Origin of the sequence: Vagococcus allomyrinae, from assembly GCF_017829975.1 — a bacterium.
Taxonomy (GTDB): Bacteria; Bacillota; Bacilli; order Lactobacillales; family Vagococcaceae; genus Vagococcus_D; species Vagococcus_D allomyrinae.
The window spans coordinates 149265-169062 of record NZ_JAEEGA010000013.1 but is presented as its reverse complement, the minus strand read 5'-3'; the positions used below and the strand labels follow the sequence as shown (position 1 = coordinate 169062).

Here is a 19798-nt window from a genome sequence, read left to right as displayed (position 1 = left end):
GTTAGTTGCCTCCAGACGTTTCGGTGGTATCGTCTGTTTGACCTTCTGTTGCTTTTTCTTCAGGGTTCAAACTTTTTTCACGTTTTTCATCGTATTTTTTATAGTCACTTTCAAACTTATCGATTTGTTCTTCCCGCTCACTGCCACTTAAATTCGAATCGTTTCTAACTTGTTCAATTTTTTGCATCAAACCGTATAAAATTAAATCGGAATCTTCTAACTTCTTAGCGATGTCCAAGGCCTCATCCAAGTTCCCACGGCCATTTTCAATCCAATAGCCTAAATACTCTTCGTCAGATTTCAAACTGATGTTGTTCAAAATAATCGTCTTTTGTTTATCAGAAAAGTCTTTCCCTTGAACAAAAGAATAAGCTAAGGTGTATTTTTGCGAATAAGGCACTGATTGGGTGTCGATTGGCTCTAAGGTGCTAATGACCGCTTCGTAGTCGTTTTTCAAAAAAGCAGTATCTGCTGATAAAACCTTCGCTTGAAAGGGTTCTCTGAAAAATAGGAAATAACCAACTGGTATTGCCAACACGACTGCCAAAATACCAAACCAAATCGACAATTGCTGGTAAATCCGGTACTGGCGTTTTGAGACTTTGCGCATGCGGTTTTTATCATCTGTCACTTCTTGTTGGTAGACCACGTTTAAATAGTCAATCAACTGCTCGAAATTGGTTGCTTCTAGCACTGCCTTGGCAAATTTGCTGCCACGATAGGTGTCAAGGTTGCCATCATAAAGCTCGGTAAAGGTCTTTTTCTCTTCCATTAAGGCTAGAATAAAACACTTGTATTGTCTCAACAAACCTTCTTCAGTGGTCGCTTTCGGTGGCATCTTGTCACTTAAGCCCCGATAGGCCAATTTTGGCATCAGGTTGCTGTCAAACAAGACATTTTCCGGATGGATAAAAAAGCTAACGGGTAGCGCCAGTAATTCGTTGACTTCGCCTAAATTAATCAGAGCCCGCAATTTTTGCCCTCTCTCTTGTCCTTTGACGCCTTCAATGTCCAGATAATCCTGAGCGACTTGGTAGGTAAAGGTAACACTGTCTTCTTCCCAGTGAAAACTGGCAGGTAAAAATTGGCGGTTGGTCAAGGTTAAAATCGCCAAGTCCTTTTCATCATGGACCAGCACTTCGCTTTGCTTTAAGGTCAATTCCCAGCTGGTTGCTTCTTTTTTTATAGTAAAAGGATATTTATCAAATTCAAACTCACTAATCTTTGTCATGGGTGGCTTCCTCCAAAATTTCAATAATATCGCCATTGGTTACGGGGTAGTTCTTTAGGATTTGGTTTTCATCCAATAAAATCCCTTTATTTTTCACTTTAATTTGATATTTGTGCGTCATGTTCTCCACACCAAATATTTTATTGACTTCTTTAATCAGCTGGTGAATGCTTATTTTGATCGGTATTCTTAAATCCACTGCTGGTAATTGGCCGTTTTGATAGTTTAACGTTACATTGATATGCTCATCTTTCCCTGACATATGCTTACCTCTTCTTCATATAAAAATAGACACCTGTCGTTCCAACGACGACAATTCCTAAGCCAACTAACCAAGAGGAAACACTTACTTCGGTGTCTTTCGCACTCTCTCTTAATCTGTTCTGAGATTCCCCTACATAATACTGCTTTGTCTCAGTTTGAAACAAGTCCTTTTGATCATGGGCTTTAAGCAACACCGCCTCTTGTGTAAAAAGAGATTGTTTGGTTGCGGCGACTTCCTGTTCTTCTTGCTTTTTAGCTTCTGCTAATTTCTTGATGTTTTGCTCGTTAAACAGTTCTTCATTGTTTTTTTGATTGGTAACTCTTTTCTCGTTACCATCTGATTCAATTCGTTCGACTTTTAATTCCAAATTATTTTCTTCTACCTCATCCAGCGCATTGACTTGCGCTGGATGAACAACTAGTAATATGGTGATTAACAGTAAGGCCATCATGAGTTTTTTCATTCTGGGGCCTCCTGCTTTCCTTTTCGTGAATGCCAAATCACCAAGTTTAAGATAATGCCCACAAGGATCACCAAGGCTAAAAGAACCATTGTAAAGCCACTGATGGACTGCTTAGAGAAAAAGTTCATCAAAATGGTTTCACTTTGAGACAGAGGGTTGATCGTTTTGACAAATGCCCCAAACTCATTTAAAGCAGAGGTTTTTCCTACTGCACTTGTTAAAAAGACATAACTGGTCAACAGGAATAAGCTGATCGCTAAACCAAAGATTTTCAACTGTTTGATCAAGAAATGGTTAAGCAAGGTAAAGATTAACATGATCGCGGTGATCACAACGCCCCACAATAAGGTTTCTTCTTGTGAGATGCCCAGTGCTTTTTCACTTAAGACACTGAAGATTAAGCCTAAGGTAACTCCTGAAACAATCACAAAGACCGTATTCAAAATATTATCAGAAATCCACAAACGATCCCGCTCAAAGAGCTGTTTGACTCTTTCGCCTAAGTTTTGTGTGGCAAAGGCATACGCCGTAAATAAACTAACGGCAAACAACATTAAGATCCAAGTAAAAGGCTTATAGACTTCTGCCGATTTAACTGTCGACTCTTGAGTCGCTGTGATTGGATTAGCTAAAAATTTCAAGAAGGTTTCGTTTGGCACACCATCTTTTTGAGCTTGGCTCATGACGGTGGCAAAGGTGCCATAAAAGTTATTGTTATTGGCTAATTCTTCTTCAAACTTGTCCAACACGCTGTTGGCGTTGTCCGCCAAGTCCTTGCTGGTTTGTTCAGCTGTCTCAACTTCTGTGTTAAATTGCGTGAAGACGTCTTTCACTGACTCTGATTCTTTAATATTGCTTTCAGAATATTCTTTAATCCCTTGGCTGGTCTCCAACAAGCTCGCCATGGTTTCTCGATTGGCACTGATACTCATATCCGTCGATTCATTGACAGAACTGACTTTTGATTCACTGGACTGAACTGTCGATAATAAGGTTCTGATTTGCTCAAGGTTATCCAATTGAGACGAGACATTTTTCTGAAGGGCTAAGGTATTTTGGTTGATCTCGCCTAAGCGGACATCCAAAGAACCGAATTGTTGCGAAATGCTGCCCGCTTTGGCCTCTAAATATTGAAATACTTTTAATTGCTCGGCAAATTCTTCTTTAAAGCAATAATAAATCAAGTCTTCCATCATACTGTACACACTTTGATTAAATAGTTCTTCGGTAAATAATTCTTCACTGATCGTGTCGTCAATTTTATCCACGACCACCGTGTCAAAGACCAACTGAACTTTGCGGTACAATTCCAACAGTTTGGCTTTCTCTGCCGAAGCCGTTGCCAGTGCTGATAAATACTCGGTTGAATGAACCACTGAATAGTCAACTGGCATCTTAGCGGAAACCACCGTGTCATAACCAAATGCCGGATCAATAGCCGAACTAGACAAACGAAACAAAATGCTTATTTCATCAGCCGTGTTGGCACTGGCGTCGATAATCGCTGGTAAATCGGTGAGCTTGTATTTCACTCGCACATCGACCTCGGTCGGTTTAATTGGATCTACTAACACAAACTTAAAATTAACTGGATCGGTCACTGGGGTATAAGCCGGACCAACCTCCATGCTTGTGATTGTCACGTAGGGAGGAAAGGACAGGTAGCCTGTCACCCCTTCGTAGCCCGGAATGGTAAACATCAATTCATATTCGCCGTCCAAGAGACTGCTGCTAGGGCCAGATATCTCGTCATAATCAGCCAAGCTTGTTTCTAATACTCCTAAGTAATCAGCATCATAATCTCGCGGAAATGGCTCACCTGTTTTCTCTTCAATCTCAGCAATTTTCAAATTGATTTGATTGATGGCATTGTCAAGTTCCGTCCGTTCCTCCACCGTCAGCTGACTGCCAGTGATTGGTGGCACTTGGTCAAAGGGGAGGGTCTTATAAATCTCCTCTAAATCGAGTAAGGACTGTGCCTGACTGTTCGTTTCTTTATCGTGTTGTTCTCGCTTAAAGTTTTTGTAAGCATTGATTATGTCTTTAATTTCTTCATTAGCCGCTGCACTCTTAATCCCCGTTTCATCTGCTTCAAACAGCGTTTTAAGGGTGAGTTTTTTCGCTTCTTCGCCTTCATTGCCACTGCTATTGCCACCAAAAAAATACGTTAACATTTGCTCGGTAAAACGTGCTTTAATGGTTGCTTCGTCCACATCTAGGCGTTGTTTGCCTTTTTCAATCTGCTTGACTAATGACAAGTCCTCTGTAGCAGGTGTCTCCCCTTCATTGGGAACGGCCATGAAGTTTTGCTTGATATCACCAACTTGGGTTATCAAGGCATCTTGCGTTAAATTATTGCCTAGATTCGTCTGATAAAAAATATCCAATGTCCGCAGTTCTTGATACATGGCGTCTGTTTCATTGCTTAAAATCGTCGTGTCCATCTCACTTAGGGCCACTAAAAACTCCTCATAAGTCAACTTATCCTCGGCCCGTTTTGCCAACAGTTCTTCTAACTGAGTGTCATAACTTTTTTGTGACTCCATAAACGAACCATAGCTATCGGTGTAAGATTCTAAGGTCTTGGTTAATAAATCGTTGGAATCACTGGCGCTGGAAGATTGGCTGACCAAGGCTGGCAAATAGTTTTGAAAATCAACAGCCGGCTGAAAAACATTATTTTTATAGTTGGCCACGTACTCTTCTTGATTTTTGGCAACCTTGCCAATATTTACTTGCGCGCTATAAAGATTATCCAGCACACTAGCGGTGTACATATCCACTAGTTGCTTATCTAAATCGCTGACAATCTTGGTTCCCACTTTATTGGATTCATTTTCAATTTCCGCATTACCATTTGAATTAATTTTATAATTAATGTTTAATTTCTCAGGATTGCTTTCTTGAATTGACAATAATTTATTAGAAAAATTACTTGGAATGATGATCATCAACTGATACTTATCATTTTTCAGACCATTTTCAGCAATCCCACGGCTGACCACATAATAGTTGTGAGCCTCATCTTTTTCAATTTTCTTTATATAGTTAGCAGCTAGTTGGATTTCTTGTTCCCCTAGCATTGTTCCTTCATCTTCATTGACAAGCGCCACATTAAGTTTTATTTCTTCTTTGGCTTGCTTCTCTTGTAATTGTTCACTCTGTTGAACTTCTCGGTTCAATTGAATGAATAAAAAAAGTAGTATCGAAATTGACAGAATTATTTTCACACCAGAAAAAAATTTCTTTTTATTCACTTTTCATCCCTCTTTAAGACTAAAAATTAAAAAGGGAAGGGAACACTCTCCCTCCCCTTTTCGGTTTAACTAGCCATTAATTTGTGCTGCGATGTCTCTATCTGTTTGTTCAACGATTTCCGCAACTTTCTTAAGTTGTGCATCGATGTCTTCAAGTAATTGAGAAAACTCAACAATTTTTGGTGTTAAAGCTTGAAATTGCTCATCAAAGCTTCTGAATGCTGCACCATCCCAATTGTCTCTGATAACATCTTGTTCTTGTGTTAACATTTGCAAAGTGTCAGTGATATTCTGAGACCCTTGCTTATATTTTGCTGCGGATGTTACTAGTTCTGCTGGTGTTAATTTAATTTGACTCATTTCCGTACCTCCAAATTTTAGTTTGTTACTTTTTTATTGTATGTTATATAAACAACTTTTACAATACGATTTTATTATTAATTGTTCTATTTCCATTTGATTGGACGATTTAAAAAACCATATTTTTATAATCGTTCACTAATGCTCTTTTTACGCATAATCAGCACCATCAAGCCTAAAATACTGGTTCCTACCCACATGACACTTTCAGCAACTAATTCACCGGTCTTAGGTAAAGATGAACTCCCTGAACCTAATTTACTGGAACCACTGTTTGTCCCTTTAGTAGAAAGGCCACTTCCTGAGCTGCCACCAGACCCACCAGTGCTACCGTCATCTTCCTCTTCCTCCTCTTCACCAGGAGTTGGCGCATTATTAGCTTGATAAGTTAAGTTAATTGTTCCTACCCCTTGCTTATAAGAAATCGTCGGATTAGATACGGCCGTATAAGGCAAGCTCCGCAATGAAAGAACAGCTGGTTCAATGTACTCATATTTTACATAAGTGTAGCCATCTATTTTTTTAGGGGTCAGTTTAAGTTCAGTGCCCACTTTACCAATATGTTCATCTGATTCGATACTAGTGATTTTGTTACCCTTTTGATCAAAGTAATTAACGGTCACTTTGCCAAATTGCTCTTTCGGCGTTAACTTGGCATTGACACTAACCAAGGCTTCTGTTGGATGACTCGTTTGATACGTATAAACCAAAGCGGTTGGTGCTCCGTCTCCAAACCCATTAAAACGAGCAATGCCGTTTTCAGAATCCCAGACCAATCGATTGGAAAGGTTGTCCGTGTTTAAAATGATATTTTTATAATCTTCTTTTGGCACTTTTCCGGCAAAGGAGATTTCCCAAGCATTGTTTTTCCATTCAACCACCATGGCTGGTACTTGTTTTTCGGCTTGGAAGTTAACTAAGTTAACATTCTTTTCCGTGTTTAAATAAGAGAGTTTGTTATCATTCAAGTTGACATCTGTTAATTTCTCATTAGTACTTAGATCTAGCGTTTCTAAAAGTCCCGCTCTTAAATTAAGTACTTTTAAGTTGGGCGCTGATGTCAAGTCAATCTTCTTCAACTGGTGATTGGTAATTCTTAAGTTTTCCAGTGTAGGCACCTCATCCAAGGTGACACTGTTAAGTTCATTGGCTGTTTCCAGCAGAATCTCTTTTAACAACGGTGCGCCATCAATCATGACACTGGTTAACTCTTTGCTGCCATTCATGGAGATCAACGCTAATTGCGCCAAGCCAGTGATCGACACACTGTGAACACCGCCGTCTTTATAGATCAATTCCTTCAAATTAGGGGTGATCTCTTGTTTCAAACTAATTTTCTCAACCATCGCTTTAGATAAATCCACAACTTCCAAAGCGGTATTCCCTTTAAGGGTTACTGTTGCAAGCTTGGGATTGCCGGCTAACTTCAAGGTTTTTAGGCTTCCTAAATCGGCAACATTGACAGAGGTCAGAGCGCTATTTTCCCCTTGAACTTCGATTAAATTGCCATTTTTAACTAAATCTAATCCACTAATTTTCGTGTTATTGACCACCAATTTGGTTAAATTGGTATTTTGGCTTAAGTCCAGCACCGCCACAGGGGTCTCTGATGCATTCAACTCAATTAACGACACCGTACTCGTTACATCCAACTCTTTAAGGGGCGTTTTAGAAACATTTAGGTAGGTCAATTTAGTTGTTGCTTGAACGTCCAAATCGGTTATTTTTGTGTTAGAGACATCCAAATGGGTTAAGTTCGTTGCATTGGCAACGTTCAATTCCTCTAATGAGGTCCCCGATAAAATAAGTCGCTCAATCTTCGTATTATCTTCCAAACTTAAGGTTGCTAAACTAGCCACACCTTCTAATTCCAACTGCTTCAAATTAGGGCTGGCGCTAGCATCTAAACCTTTGATGATCGTGCCTGTTAAACTTAACTCGGTTAAATAGTCTTTTTGCCCTAAGGTAACTTCTGATAAAATACTTGAGCCCATCAGATTCAATGTTTCCAAGTGTGACAGACTGCTAACATCAATCTTTGACAGGTTAGAGTTCATTATAGAGACATTTTTCAAAACATGTTGTTCACCAAATGTGACAGATGATACATTAGTCTCTTTGTCTACCGTTAATTTCTCCAAGTTAAGGAGTTGACTGACGTCTAAGTCTTTATAGCCGGAAATCTTAATGGAGAGTTCCTTCAGATTAACAAAATGCTCAATACCTGTTAAGTCTTTGATACCGCTTGACTCTATTCGCGCTACCGGTGAAATATTAGCATCAAAATCGATGACATCTCCGTAAGAGTACTCGTTATCCAGCCAATTAATCACCCAATTTCGGAATTCTGGATCGGGAAAATTAGTACTGTCTAAAGCAATTCCCGTCTGATTAGTTGTCGCTGAAATACCTGATTGCTGCTTTTTCTTGGTTTTCTTTTTCGGCGCGGCGCTCTCTTCGGTTTGACTTTCGAGAGGCGCTGGCGTTTCAACCAAGGCACTACTTGATTCTATCCCACTATCAGCAGGAGGCTCCACTACTTGAGAACTCTCCTCTGTTGGCACCTGTTCTGAACTACTAATCGTCGTGGCACTTGTTTCCACCGCTTCAATTTTCTCAGAATCGTCGGCAGCCACTTCGCTGGCGATTGTTAAAACAGGGTGGGATATCAAGCTGAGAATAAAATACCCTGTAAACAATTTCGCTAAACCATGATTTTTCAAAAGTCTTGCTCCTTTATTAATAATAATTATTATAATCTTAATAATAATATATAAAGGGCCGTTTTACAATCATTTTTGCCATTTTTTTTTGAGCAAAGATGTTTTTTTTACCACTCTTATCAACCATTTTAACAAGTAACACCCGATTAACAAAGGAACCCTCGCTGATCCTTCATCCCAAGTGACTCTTTTCATAAAACGATCTTTTTGCAAAATATCTTACTTAATAGACGGATCTCTTAAGATAAAATCAAACAAATGATAAAAAAATGTTATTTAAACATCTCTTTTCGCACAAAAATAAGTAAAAAAACGGCCATGATTCTCGCCGTCAAGTTATCTCTATTTAACTTTGATTCCTAACTTATTGATAAAGAGGCGGGTTTGCTCTTCACTAATAGTCGCGCCTTTCATTTTATCCAAGTCAACAGTCAATTGCGCGAAATCATTACTGCTGAAGTCAATTCCTTTTAGCAGTGTGCCTTCAAAGTTAGCTGACTCCAATGAACAGCCGTGAAAAGCCACGCCTTTAAACCCTTGTTGATAAAAGTCCGCCCCTTCCAGATTAGACGTTTCATACGTAACTGTCTGTTGCATGCTCCCTTCAAACATACTCAAAGAAAGATTGCACTCATTAAAAACCGTATGATTGAAATAGGATTCAGGAAATTTAGTCCCTAAAAACTTACACCCCTCAAATCTAACGCGATTGGTATAACATTTAGAAAGATCAGAATTTGAAAAATCACAATTGGTAAAAACGACATCGATCAGCTCAATTTTTTCTAAATTACTATTAAGCACTGCTAAATTATTAAAACGACTCTGAGCGATTTGGAGGCGTTGCAAGGTAATCTCTTCAAAGACTTCTTGAGAAAGGTCAGATTGATAAATTTCAGGGTCTTCTATCTCTAAGAGCGTGCTGAAGCTCACCTTGCTTAAACTGTTGGGAATTCTCGGTTGATCCATTGCCTGCCACCTTTCATATTTTACTTCTCATTGCCACTCATTATATCATCATCTCGCTAAAAAAACTTGCATAATCTTGAGTTTACTACTATTAACAGTGCCACTCCCTTGCAGCAACAAACCTGACCCGAAACCCAACGGTCTCACACCAAAGGAACCTTAAATAAAATAACATTTTTCAGGGCAGTTAATTTGTCAAATAAAACGGTCTCATGATATGATTTAGGTACATTTAAGAAGGAGTTGAGCATTATGAATGTTGATGAATTAGTTGCTAAGGTAAAAGACTTAATCAGTTCCGAAAAATTCGAAGAAGCTAAAAAATTTATTGAAGAGCATAAAGACGAACTTGGTGATAAGGCCCACGAATTATCCGGACTGTTTGGCGATAATGCCGACGGACTGATCGACAAAGTAAAAGGCTTTTTTGGCGGCAAATAAGTAGTGACAAAAGCAACTGGCAACAGTTGCTTTTTTTCATGCTTTTAAATAACAACCTTCCCCTGATACGCTCGTTCAAAGCTTAACTTTCAATTAAGACGCATCAGAATGAAAGCGCCTTTCTTTATTTATCGATAATTATGTGATATAGTTTTAAAGACTAGATGAAATAGTTTAGGAGATGTTTATGGACAATACTCAAAACAATTGGCAAGACAGTTTAAGAAAAATTCATTTACCTCGCTGGCAGGAACTTCCTGACATTGACATTTATATGGACCAGCTCGTTACCTTAGTCGTGCGTTACACCAGCCCTTTTAAAGTCGATCAACAAGCTGATCCTTTACTGACACCGGCAATGGTGAATAACTACGTCAAGCAAAAACTAATTCCACCACCTGAAAAGAAAAAATACAACCAACGTCATCTAGCTCGCCTGGTGATTATCACGATTTTAAAACAAGCCTTTGATTTGCCGATCGTCCAGCTAGGAATCAACTGGCAGACAGAAAGCGGCGATTACCAAAAAGCTTACGACCAATTTTGCACTCAGATGGAAGACACCATTCAACTTTTTTTAGTGGACGATCAGACAGAAAAGTTCGAATTGAACGTCGTTGACATTAACTTTTTGCCCATCCAAATGGCGACGATCGCGTTAACTTCAAAATTAGTGGCGGAAAATACCTTACAGACTTTAGAAAAAAACAAAGCAAACAACACGATATAAAAGGAGTATATACTTATGACAGAGAAAATTGCACTTTTGGTAGACTCGGGGATGGATGTCCCTCCTTCTATTTTAGAAAAAGACGGTGTCTACGTCATTCCCTTAAATGTGATTTACAAAGATAACACTTATATTGATAAAGTGACCATTACTTCAAAAGAAATCTACGACCGTTTGAGTGTGGAGATCCCCTCTACGTCGTTGCCAGATGGCCAGTCCATTCATAATGTCTTCAATCAAATTATGGCCGACGGGTATAAAAAGTTAGTCATCTCCACGATTTCAAGTGGCTTAAGCGGCACTCACAATATTTTACAATTAATGAGCAAGGACTATCCTCAATTAGAGGTCTTGATGATCGACACTAAAAATATTGGGATTGGTGGCGGCCTGCAAGGCGTTTACGCTAAACGGCTGATCGATGAGGGCTTGGATTTACCTGCGCTTAAAGAAAAATTGGAAAAAAATGTGATCGACACCCGCGTGTTTTTTAGTATTCCTACATTAGAATACCTAAAAAAAGGGGGCCGCATCGGATTGGTTTCTTCCATTTTAGGCACAGCCCTCAATTTGAATCCGGTTATTTCTTGTAATCCTGATGGGATATACCATACTGTCAGCAAGGCTCGGGGACGAAAACGCAGTCTTGATAAGATGCTCCTTGTGGCAGAAGAATTTATCGGCAACCACACTTCTTACGATATTGGTGTTGCTTATGGCAACTCGCTTGAAGAAGCGAAGGAATTTGCAGAAGCCGTTAAAGCTCGTCTGCCCCATATTAAGGACTTTTTCTTTGACGAAGTTAGCCCGGCTCTAGGGATTCACACCGGACCTGGCGTCATCGGCATGGGCGTCCAATTACGAACGGATTAATCGCAAAAAAAAAGGCTGAACAGTGGTCCTGTTCAGCCTTTTTGGCGATCTCAGAAAGAGGTTAACCCCCTCTTTCAAGATTCTGGTTTGTTTAGGGGTTCTCTTGCTGTTCCTTTGGCAAATAAATGATAATTTTAAACATATCCCCGTCAACAACAATCTCAAAGCGCCCGTCGTGTAAACTGACAATCGAATTGGCAATCGCCAACCCCAAGCCCGAGCCTTCGGTATTTCGCGCTTCATCGCCGCGGGTAAAGCGCTCGACCAGTGTGCTAGCATCCTCGTTTAATTCATGGAGGGAGATATTTTTTAATTCGACCTTAACCCCATTCCCCAGATCTTCCAATTTTAAGTAGACCCGCGTGCTAGGCATGGCGTATTTGATCACATTGCCGATTAAATTGTCAAAAACCCGCCACATCCGATCGCCGTCAATGGCCATCATCACAGGCTCTTCTGGTTTACTATACATCATCTTTAAGTCTTTTTCCGCCAATTCTTCACTGTATTCAGCGATTGATTGCTGCAACAGTTGACCCAAGTTAATAACTTTTTTTGTCAATTTGATCTCACCATTATTCATTTTGGTGACAGCAAATAAATCGTCAATCAAATTTTTCATGCGCATGGCTTTACGATTGATGATCGCGGTATATTCCTGACGATCCTTTTCTTTAAGCCCTTCTTTGGTCAATAAATCACCATAGGAAATAATCGACGTCAGTGGCGTTCGCAGATCGTGACTAACATTGGTCAATAACTCCGCCTTCAAGTTTTCACTTCGTTGACGATTATCATGGGTGGTACTAATGATTTGATCAATATGATTTAAATTGTCACTAATGTCTTCACTGATTTCCGTCGGTCGAGCCGTCTCTTGATTGCGCTCTAAAATTTCCTGAGGTCGTTTTAATAACTTGGCCAAGCGGTATTCTCTTATAATCAAGGGTAAGATGACCACAGATAACATGATCGTCAACATAAACATGGCAGTTAGCGGACTAGCATCTCTCATCACCAGCAGCATCCAAAAAAAACTAACAGCGAAGCCATAAGCCAAAACAGCTAGCACTTTAAGCGTCACTGGTAAGCGGCCAAGCCAACGACGAATTTGCTGATTGCCCCGAACTAAGAGGCTCTCTTTGGCTTGTGTTGGAAAATCCGGATACCCTTCGGCTTTTTTTATTGTTAGCCACAGATTTTTAACTAAACACAACCCGCTAAAGATCCCCGAGTAGGCAAAAATAAAGAAGAAGAAGGCACGAAAAGACAGCAGTGGCATCCCTGGCGAGATCAACCAAGTGAATAACGTGATCAAGCCTAAGATTGCCAAGAACAGTAAGCGCACATCTAAGGGAATTCGTTGGATAGCCGCTGCTTGTTCGCTAAAATAAACAGGCTGCCAGACAAATCTCATGGCTAAAATGGCCCCAACAGCAACTAGAAAAACGCCACACATAAAGAGGAAACCTTGTCTTTTTTTATCTTGGGCCACTTTTTGTTTTAACAGTGCCACATCAGAGCCTTCTTTAGTGGCGACATAACCGCTAATTGAAAAGCCATCGCCCATGTCGTTTTGACTAAGGGTTTCTACTTCCAACAACTCATCTGGGAAAGGGGCCCAAATGGCTGTTTTGTTGACGTTTAATATTTTTTCGGTTGCCATTGCCGCTTTAATATCTTTGCCTTTATGACTGAGGGGCTTAGTGGCCAAATTAGTGACCACAAACCCGTCTTCCCCTTCAAAATAATAGATGTAATTGTCGTCTGCGTAATCGGTGTTCTCTTTTTTTAAGCGCTTGATCGTTTTCGGTTGTGCTTTTAACAACCGGTCAATGTCTCGTTCGACAATTTTTTTCTTAACAGCCCCATTGTTCGTATAGTTGGACACAATATCCAACAGTTTACTATCACGTTCCGCCGTTAAGCTCTCAACTAACTTGTTTTCTTTTTTTTCATCAGCGGCTTTGATTAACCCTTTGTACTGGTTGTTAATATCTTGGACTTGAAATTCCAAATCGCCATACTCATAACGGTAGTTATCGACCATATAACTGGTAACTAAGTCCGTCGACAAATCCTTCTCATCTAGTTTTTCCACGTAGTTTAGGACAAACTTCGGGCCAATTTCATTTTCCAGCTGGTAGTCTTTATCAACTTCCTCGTAGTTAGCGCCTTTGTTATTTAACATCACCATACTACCGATGACTAATAACAACGTTGCCACAAAAAGGGTATAACTATTTTTCCATTTTATAGCCAACGCCCCACACCACCTTTAAATTTTTCGGTTCCTTCGGATTTAGTTCAATCTTTTCGCGAATTTTACGGATGTGGACCGACACCGTGTTATCTGAATTAAAACTCGGTTCTTCCCAGACGGATTCATAAATTTCATCAATGGAAAAAACACGACCAGGATGACTCATTAACAACTCGGTGATTTTAAATTCCGTTTTAGTCATTTTAACTTCTTGACCTTCCACTTTGATCGTCTTAGCCACTTTATCCAGTTCCAAACCATTTAATCTTAAAAGATCTTTTGAGCCTTTTTCAAATTCACCTAAGGTTAAATAGCGCCGCAACATCGACTTCACTCGTGCCAATAACTCCATTGGGCTAAAGGGTTTTGTGAGATAATCATCGGCACCCACTTGCAATCCGTGAATCTTGTCGATGTCTTCGCTTTTAGCACTTAACATCAGTATGGGAACATTGTTCAGTTCTCGAATTTTATAGGTGGTAATGATCCCATCTAAATTAGGCATCATAATGTCTAAGATAATCAAGTGGACAGTGGTCTCTTTCAGCACGGCAAGGGCTTCTAAGCCATCGCCGGCTTCGATCACTTCGTAGTTTTCTTGTTCTAAATAGATGCGAATCGCCTGTCTAATTTCAGCGTCATCATCGACGACTAATATCACTTTTTTCATCATGTTTCCTCCATCTCTCCAGTCCCGGCATTCTTGCGGGTTGTTTCATTTCCTTAAGAAGATAACTCTATTATAGCGACTAACTGTTAAATTTCTCTTCGTCATTTTCTTAAATCTTTCTTAAAGAGGAACTCATCCCTTCTAACATAGCACGCTTCTGGACTGAAAAAAAGCAGAATCACTCAAAACAGCAAAAAGAGTGGGCAGTCTAATATGCCCACTCTTGATTGCTTCTTGGATGAGACTAAGCGTCTGCCTCGTTAAAAATATACGTTTCAATCAATTCTGCCACAACGCCCTCATTATGATCGGCCTGGGTGACATAATCACAAACAGCTTTCACCTCAGGCACTCCATTAGCGGCGGCCACTGATAAACCAGCGGCTTTTAACATGGCCAGATCATTGTAGTTATCGCCAACTGCAATGGTCTCACTCATCTCAATTCCCAACAGCTCCGCAAGGTCTCTCAGACCTTGACCTTTATCGATTCCCAAACTATTAAACTCCATGTAGCGATTAGAAGAGTAACTGACTTCACACTGACCATCGGTTAAACTGCTAACTTTGGGCTCCAAGCTCTTTAAATAGTCTGTGTCAGTGTTTTGAAACAGGATTTTGGCAATGGTTTGCTCTTTTAAAAATGCCACCGAATCGCTTATCTGATGATGATAAACCATATCGCCACTGTCAAAACGAGCTTGCTCACTAGCAGACATCCTAAACACAAAAAGCTCTTCTTGCGTGTAGACATGGATACAAACATCCTGTTGTAAACCAAAGTCAAACAGTTCTTTCATCTTATCAAAAGGCATGCCTTTGAACTGCAACAAGCGATTGCCTTTGTTTTCAGTCAACGCACCGCCGTTAAAAGATAAGACATATTCCTCAGCGACATCGTACAACCCCAGTTCTTTCAATGTCTCCTGAACAGACGCATAACCGCGACCGGTGGCCGGTACAAACTTAACACCATATTCCTGTTGAGCCCGTTTGATGGCCGCAATATTTCGATTGGCTACCCGATGTTCTTGATTCAACAGTGTTTCATCTAAATCACATGCAATTAACTTATAGGTCATTTGGTCATCCTCCATCTTTTCCTTACCTCTAGCATAGCAATAATCCTCCGCCAGAGATAGTCATCGATACCCGGAAACAACAGAAAAAAACCTGTTTTGCTAAAAAAAAACAGGTGATTACGCCTTAATTAGCCTTAGCTGCCACTAAATCAATTGATTAGAAAGAAGCGCTCTTTAACCACTGGTTTAACTGATCGTTTCGAGGGGGCTCTTGCGACTTGTTTTGGCTTCTTCCTAACAATACATTCAGTATATCAGGTATTTATCACTAACTTTCTCAAGTTTCATCTTTAACTAAGGTAATAATTGAAACAGCTAACCACTTCCAATACTTATTATTTGTAAGTAACTTTATTTTAGTGTATGCTTGTCTTATCAATTAATGATAGAAAGTTGGTATTCTAATGAACTTAAATAACTATAAAATTCAAACCGTCACTTTAAATGCCAGAGACTTAACTAAAATGACCCAGTTTTATGAAGAGACTATGGGATTAACCCTTTTAGCAAAAACCGAAGACACTGTTAAGCTGGGGATTAAACGCACTGGGGAAATCTTGCTAGAGCTCGTTCACACCACGGAACCTCAAGAGCGGACAAGCGGCCTGTATCACGTGGCCTATTTACTGCCAAATCGCGCAGCTCTCGGCAATTTTCTACGTCATCTGGCGATCAGCCAATACCCGATTCAAGGTGCTAGCGACCACGGCTATAGCGAAGCTGTTTATCTGGCTGACCCTGAAGGAAACGGAATTGAAGTTTACGCTGACAAACCTGAAGATCAATGGGACCTCCGTGACAATGGGATTATCGTCGGAGTGACCGAAGCGATGGATGTGGAAGGGGTGTTAGCCGCGGCTACTCAAGAATTCCAACACCTAGCCGATGAAACCTTTATCGGCCATGTTCATTTGGCCGTCTCCACTGTTCCAGAAACTAGCTCTTTTTTCCATGAGGTCTTAGGCTTCACCATTACCACAGAATTTGGTCAGCAAGCCGCTTTTTATGGCAAAGATGGGTATCACCATCAATTTGCCGGTAATATTTGGACCACCCGCAACTTCCCTGACAATCAAGACGGAACACCGGGAATCAACGAGATTTTAGTTAACGTCTCTGACCAAGTCATGGCAGAGACCCAAGGGGCCATGAAGACGCAAAACTACCCCTTCACCATAGAAGAACAAGCCTTAGTTTTTCATGATCCAAACGGCATCAAGTTTCGCTATGTGGTTGCCACTAACTAATCAGCAGCGCCTATCACCACCCAAAAGGAACTAAGTGTCTAATTGTTTACGGCAATGTTTGGCTAATCTCGCTTTGCTGGTTAAGAAGCCTCTTGAGGCTTCTTTTTTTCTGGTAAGATATGCTATGATTACTTTATCATAGGATTAAAGGAGTCTCTCGATGTACTTAATTAGCGAATTTTCTAAAATAACTAAATTAACGGTTAAAACCCTTCATTATTATGATAAGGAAGGCTTATTAATTCCTTATAAGCGTGACGAACAGACGGGCTATCGCTATTACGATGAAGCTAACTACCAACAAGCCCTTAAAATTTCCCTCTTACGGCGCTTTGACTTCTCCATATTGGAAATCAAAGATGTCCTTAAAAACAGCCGCGGCCCAGAAGATTTCCAATTCTTTTTAAAGGAAAAACAACAACAGGTCAACCAGCGAATAGCAGCTGACAAAGAGCTAACCGACGCCCTTAGTCGAGAAATCAACAGACAACAAACGGTCACTAAAATGGAGAAGCAGGCCTTTATTGAAGAAACCGACAGTCTTTCACAGCTGACGATTAGCCGACAATTTTACGGTCGCTACGAAGATGTGGGCACTCTGATTGGCCAGTTGTACAAAGCCGCTGGCAAATACACCGCTGGCCCTGTGACGACGTTGCTTTACGATGATAACTACCAAGAACAAGCAACCATTCGCGTTTGTTTGCCCGTTAAGCAACGCTTCACACTGAAGGATGCCAACATCCAGTTTTGGCAACTGCCGGCAGAACCTGTCTTGCAAGTGATCCATTACGGCGGTTATGACAGCCTTTCTCGTTCCTATAAGGCCCTTATGGATTACGCAAAAAAACAGCGTTACCGCCTAAACTTCCCTTCAAGAGAAGTCTACCTAAAAGGGCCGGGTAAAACGTTTTTGGGGAATCCCAACTCGTATGAAACCCAATTGTCGATTCCCTTTAGCCCTGCATAACATTCCCCCTTGACTCTCCCCTGTGCTAGAGAGCTTACACTAAATTTAACACGATAAACACTAATGGAGGTTAAAGAGATGAAATACGAATGGCGCAAAAAAGACAAGGAATTGTATTTACCAAAGGCTATCCCGACAGTGATTGAACTGCCACCCCTACAGTACCTGACGATAAAGGGGGAAGGGAACCCTAATGGTCCAGGCTTTAAGGCGGCTATTCAAGCCCTTTACGCCTATTCTTACGGCATTAAGATGTCACCTAAAAAAGGCATCGAAACAGCGGGCTATTTTGATTATACGGTCTTCCCCCTTGAAGCCTTCTGGGATTCAAAAGTAGTACCGGTCCCCGGACAGCCCTTGGATAAAGATCAGTTTATTTACCACCTGATGATTCGCCAACCAGAATTTGTCACCGCCGAGTTAATGACTGCCGTTAAAGCGGGAGTCGTAAAAAAAATAGGGGCTGATCAGGCTGAACGAGTCCAGTTAGAAACCATTACTGAAGGAAAAAATTTACAGATGCTCCATGTGGGAAGTTATGACTCTGAACCAGTCAGCTTTGAGATCATGTCTCAATACTGTCAGGAGCATGGCCTTCAACGGGTCGGTCATATCCACAAAGAAATTTATTTATCCAATGCGGAAAAAGTCGAGGCTAGTAAACTAAAGACGGTCTTACGCTTTCCGATTCACTAATTAAAAGAAGCAAGCGGCCTGTTGGCTACTTGCTTCTTTGGCTTATTTCAATTTTTCAAAGGCACCCGTTTGCATCTCTCTAATCGTTGAAACGGAGTCTTGCATTTTTTGTTTTTCCAAATCGTTTAAGGGAATTTCAAGAACGCTCTTAATGCCTTCGCGATTAATAATCGCCGGTGAACCGATGTAAATATCTTTTTCGCCATACTCACCATCTAAATAAACCGATAGCGGCAAGATGGCATTTTCATCATCAAAGATCGCTTTGGTAATTCGTGCCAAAGCAATGGCAATTCCGTAGTGCGTTGAACCTTTGCGTTGAATAATTTTATAAGCAGCATCACGAACACCTGTCACCAACTCGATTAAGCTGTCCTCAGTAATTTCCGGGTGCTCTCTGACCCATTCGTAAATTTGTAACCCACCGATGTTGGCATGGGACCACACGGGGAATTGAGTATCGCCGTGTTCGCCGATGATATACGCATGGACATCTCGAGCATCCACATCTGTTAAGTTTGCCAAAGCTCGTCTGAAGCGGGCGCTGTCAAGGGAGGTTCCTGACCCGATCACGCGATTTGTCGGTAGCCCCGAAAACTTCCAAACAGCATACGTTAAAATGTCCACCGGATTGCTGGCTACCAGAAAAATCCCGTCAAAGCCGCTCGCCATAATGCTGTCGACAATGCCTTTGGTTATTTTTAAGTTTTTATTGATCAAATCAAGACGAGTTTCCCCTTCTTTTTGGGCAGCCCCTGCTGTTATTACCACTAAATCAGCATCGCTACAATCATCATAGGTCGCGGCATAAATCTTTTTAGGAGAGGTAAAGGCCAAACCGTCTGATAAATCAAGGGCATCGCCCTCACTCTTCCCCGTATCCAAATCAATGATGCCCAATTCTCGGCCGATATTTTGGGCGACTAAGGCAAATGCATAACTGGAACCCACATCTCCGGCTCCAACTAAAATTATTTTTTCCTTCTCTTTTCTCTGACTCATAACAATGACCCCTTTTCTGATAAATCATCTTATTAAGCTTCCACTGTTATTTTACCTCTTTTTCAAACCCCATGAAAATAATATGATTGGCTTTCTTACCATTTTTTGTTTTAAGGGAGGAATAACAGACCAATCCTCTCTGGAAATGTGACAATTTGGCGTCAATAAAACAAAATGTTGCCCCTTTTTGTCACAATGTCGCAGGAATGATTTATTTTCCCCTCAAGATTCGTGTTATAGTAGATAAGCAGAGGAGGTTGCATACAATGGCATACCGTGAAAACATTGAAGAATTATTACTTGAGGAAGCGCGTAAAGAGTTACCACCTTTAGTGTCACATACTAAAAATTACCCGAGCTTCGATCAACAAGATGTGATGGACACTGCAACGACACTAATTGAAAACAACTCACTTAGAGCCAGCTACCACTTCCATTACAAAGACTTATGTACCATCACCTTTAAACCAACACCAATCTAACCCTTACGCCAGTTGTTCTTCAATAGAATGACTGGCTTTTTTTGGCCAGTTAACCACTCCTCTTTCCCCTGCTTT

General features: G+C 40.6%; 18 protein-coding genes. 7 read left to right on the top strand and 11 right to left on the bottom strand.

Going from position 1 to position 19798, the window contains the following annotated elements; translation table 11 throughout:
* Position 1: 1 nt before the first annotated feature.
* The 7 genes from essB to I6N95_RS18625 all read right to left on the bottom strand — a co-directional run bounded on the left by essB (position 2) and on the right by I6N95_RS18625 (position 9268).
* Positions 2-1231 carry a type VII secretion protein EssB gene (gene essB, locus I6N95_RS18655; protein WP_209530853.1) on the bottom strand — a complete coding sequence of 410 codons (1230 nt, stop codon included), beginning with the start codon at positions 1229-1231 and terminating at the stop codon, positions 2-4.
* Positions 1218-1493: an EsaB/YukD family protein gene (locus tag I6N95_RS18650; protein ID WP_209530852.1), complete on the bottom strand. Its 276-nt coding sequence runs from the start codon at positions 1491-1493 to the stop codon at positions 1218-1220. The genes essB and I6N95_RS18650 overlap by 14 nt, the downstream gene beginning before the upstream one ends.
* Before the next feature lie 4 nt (positions 1494-1497).
* The gene (gene essA, locus I6N95_RS18645; RefSeq protein WP_209530851.1) at positions 1498-1959 is read right to left on the bottom strand and encodes a type VII secretion protein EssA; all 462 of its coding nucleotides are present in this window, start codon (positions 1957-1959) and stop codon (positions 1498-1500) included.
* Positions 1956-5216 carry a type VII secretion protein EsaA gene (esaA, locus tag I6N95_RS18640; RefSeq protein WP_209530850.1) on the bottom strand — a complete coding sequence of 1087 codons (3261 nt, stop codon included), beginning with the start codon at positions 5214-5216 and terminating at the stop codon, positions 1956-1958. The genes essA and esaA overlap by 4 nt, the downstream gene beginning before the upstream one ends.
* 69 nt (positions 5217-5285) lie before the next feature.
* Complete coding sequence (locus tag I6N95_RS18635; protein ID WP_209530849.1) at positions 5286-5576, bottom strand: WXG100 family type VII secretion target; 291 nt, start codon at positions 5574-5576, stop codon at positions 5286-5288.
* Positions 5577-5701: 125 nt separating this feature from the next.
* The gene (locus I6N95_RS18630; protein WP_209530848.1) at positions 5702-8299 is read right to left on the bottom strand and encodes a MucBP domain-containing protein; all 2598 of its coding nucleotides are present in this window, start codon (positions 8297-8299) and stop codon (positions 5702-5704) included.
* A 342-nt stretch (positions 8300-8641) separates the two neighbouring features.
* The gene (locus I6N95_RS18625) at positions 8642-9268 is read right to left on the bottom strand and encodes a pentapeptide repeat-containing protein (RefSeq protein ID WP_209530847.1); all 627 of its coding nucleotides are present in this window, start codon (positions 9266-9268) and stop codon (positions 8642-8644) included.
* Between the two features lie 252 nt (positions 9269-9520).
* Between I6N95_RS18625 and I6N95_RS18620 the strand changes: the two genes are divergently transcribed.
* From I6N95_RS18620 to I6N95_RS18610, 3 genes are all read left to right on the top strand, one after another.
* Complete coding sequence (locus I6N95_RS18620; RefSeq protein WP_209530846.1) at positions 9521-9709, top strand: hypothetical protein; 189 nt, start codon at positions 9521-9523, stop codon at positions 9707-9709.
* Between the two features lie 187 nt (positions 9710-9896).
* Complete coding sequence (locus tag I6N95_RS18615; protein WP_209530845.1) at positions 9897-10439, top strand: DUF1836 domain-containing protein; 543 nt, start codon at positions 9897-9899, stop codon at positions 10437-10439.
* A 15-nt stretch (positions 10440-10454) separates the two neighbouring features.
* Positions 10455-11312 (top strand): DegV family protein, encoded by an 858-nt coding sequence (locus I6N95_RS18610; RefSeq protein ID WP_209530844.1) that lies wholly within the window; start codon positions 10455-10457, stop codon positions 11310-11312.
* 91 nt (positions 11313-11403) lie between these two features.
* On the opposite strand, the gene I6N95_RS18605 is transcribed toward I6N95_RS18610, so the two are convergent.
* The 3 genes from I6N95_RS18605 to I6N95_RS18595 all read right to left on the bottom strand — a co-directional run bounded on the left by I6N95_RS18605 (position 11404) and on the right by I6N95_RS18595 (position 15326).
* Positions 11404-13575: a sensor histidine kinase gene (locus I6N95_RS18605; RefSeq protein ID WP_209530843.1), complete on the bottom strand. Its 2172-nt coding sequence runs from the start codon at positions 13573-13575 to the stop codon at positions 11404-11406.
* Positions 13553-14245, bottom strand: coding sequence for a response regulator transcription factor (locus I6N95_RS18600; protein ID WP_209530842.1), 693 nt, complete (start codon positions 14243-14245; stop codon positions 13553-13555). The genes I6N95_RS18605 and I6N95_RS18600 overlap by 23 nt, the downstream gene beginning before the upstream one ends.
* A 244-nt stretch (positions 14246-14489) precedes the next feature.
* Positions 14490-15326, bottom strand: coding sequence for a Cof-type HAD-IIB family hydrolase (locus I6N95_RS18595; RefSeq protein WP_209530841.1), 837 nt, complete (start codon positions 15324-15326; stop codon positions 14490-14492).
* 404 nt (positions 15327-15730) lie between these two features.
* Between I6N95_RS18595 and I6N95_RS18590 the strand changes: the two genes are divergently transcribed.
* From I6N95_RS18590 to I6N95_RS18580, 3 genes are all read left to right on the top strand, one after another.
* Positions 15731-16573, top strand: a complete 843-nt coding sequence (locus tag I6N95_RS18590) for a VOC family protein (protein ID WP_209530840.1) — start codon at positions 15731-15733, stop codon at positions 16571-16573.
* Between the two features lie 160 nt (positions 16574-16733).
* Positions 16734-17543 (top strand): MerR family transcriptional regulator, encoded by an 810-nt coding sequence (locus I6N95_RS18585; RefSeq protein WP_209530839.1) that lies wholly within the window; start codon positions 16734-16736, stop codon positions 17541-17543.
* A gap of 78 nt (positions 17544-17621) precedes the next feature.
* Positions 17622-18239, top strand: a complete 618-nt coding sequence (locus I6N95_RS18580) for a GyrI-like domain-containing protein (RefSeq protein WP_209530838.1) — start codon at positions 17622-17624, stop codon at positions 18237-18239.
* Between the two features lie 42 nt (positions 18240-18281).
* On the opposite strand, the gene I6N95_RS18575 is transcribed toward I6N95_RS18580, so the two are convergent.
* Positions 18282-19241: an L-lactate dehydrogenase gene (locus I6N95_RS18575; protein ID WP_209530837.1), complete on the bottom strand. Its 960-nt coding sequence runs from the start codon at positions 19239-19241 to the stop codon at positions 18282-18284.
* 266 nt (positions 19242-19507) lie between these two features.
* On the opposite strand from I6N95_RS18575, the gene I6N95_RS18570 reads away from it, so the two are divergent.
* Entirely contained in the window at positions 19508-19723 is a 216-nt protein-coding gene (locus I6N95_RS18570; RefSeq protein ID WP_209530836.1) for a hypothetical protein, read from the top strand.
* The last annotated feature ends 75 nt before the right edge of the window (positions 19724-19798 follow it).

What these genes read in the sequence shown, in the direction of transcription:
- essB (WP_209530853.1), bottom strand. Translation starts at nt 1,231, where the DNA reads ATGACAAAGATTAGTGAGTTTGAATTTGATAAATATCCTTTTACTATA.
- I6N95_RS18650 (WP_209530852.1), bottom strand. Translation starts at nt 1,493, where the DNA reads ATGTCAGGGAAAGATGAGCATATCAATGTAACGTTAAACTATCAAAAC.
- essA (WP_209530851.1), bottom strand. Translation starts at nt 1,959, where the DNA reads ATGAAAAAACTCATGATGGCCTTACTGTTAATCACCATATTACTAGTT.
- I6N95_RS18635 (WP_209530849.1), bottom strand. Translation starts at nt 5,576, where the DNA reads ATGAGTCAAATTAAATTAACACCAGCAGAACTAGTAACATCCGCAGCA.
- I6N95_RS18625 (WP_209530847.1), bottom strand. Translation starts at nt 9,268, where the DNA reads ATGGATCAACCGAGAATTCCCAACAGTTTAAGCAAGGTGAGCTTCAGC.
- I6N95_RS18620 (WP_209530846.1), top strand. Translation starts at nt 9,521, where the DNA reads ATGAATGTTGATGAATTAGTTGCTAAGGTAAAAGACTTAATCAGTTCC.
- I6N95_RS18615 (WP_209530845.1), top strand. Translation starts at nt 9,897, where the DNA reads ATGGACAATACTCAAAACAATTGGCAAGACAGTTTAAGAAAAATTCAT.
- I6N95_RS18610 (WP_209530844.1), top strand. Translation starts at nt 10,455, where the DNA reads ATGACAGAGAAAATTGCACTTTTGGTAGACTCGGGGATGGATGTCCCT.
- I6N95_RS18600 (WP_209530842.1), bottom strand. Translation starts at nt 14,245, where the DNA reads ATGAAAAAAGTGATATTAGTCGTCGATGATGACGCTGAAATTAGACAG.
- I6N95_RS18595 (WP_209530841.1), bottom strand. Translation starts at nt 15,326, where the DNA reads ATGACCTATAAGTTAATTGCATGTGATTTAGATGAAACACTGTTGAAT.
- I6N95_RS18590 (WP_209530840.1), top strand. Translation starts at nt 15,731, where the DNA reads ATGAACTTAAATAACTATAAAATTCAAACCGTCACTTTAAATGCCAGA.
- I6N95_RS18585 (WP_209530839.1), top strand. Translation starts at nt 16,734, where the DNA reads ATGTACTTAATTAGCGAATTTTCTAAAATAACTAAATTAACGGTTAAA.
- I6N95_RS18580 (WP_209530838.1), top strand. Translation starts at nt 17,622, where the DNA reads ATGAAATACGAATGGCGCAAAAAAGACAAGGAATTGTATTTACCAAAG.
- I6N95_RS18575 (WP_209530837.1), bottom strand. Translation starts at nt 19,241, where the DNA reads ATGAGTCAGAGAAAAGAGAAGGAAAAAATAATTTTAGTTGGAGCCGGA.
- I6N95_RS18570 (WP_209530836.1), top strand. Translation starts at nt 19,508, where the DNA reads ATGGCATACCGTGAAAACATTGAAGAATTATTACTTGAGGAAGCGCGT.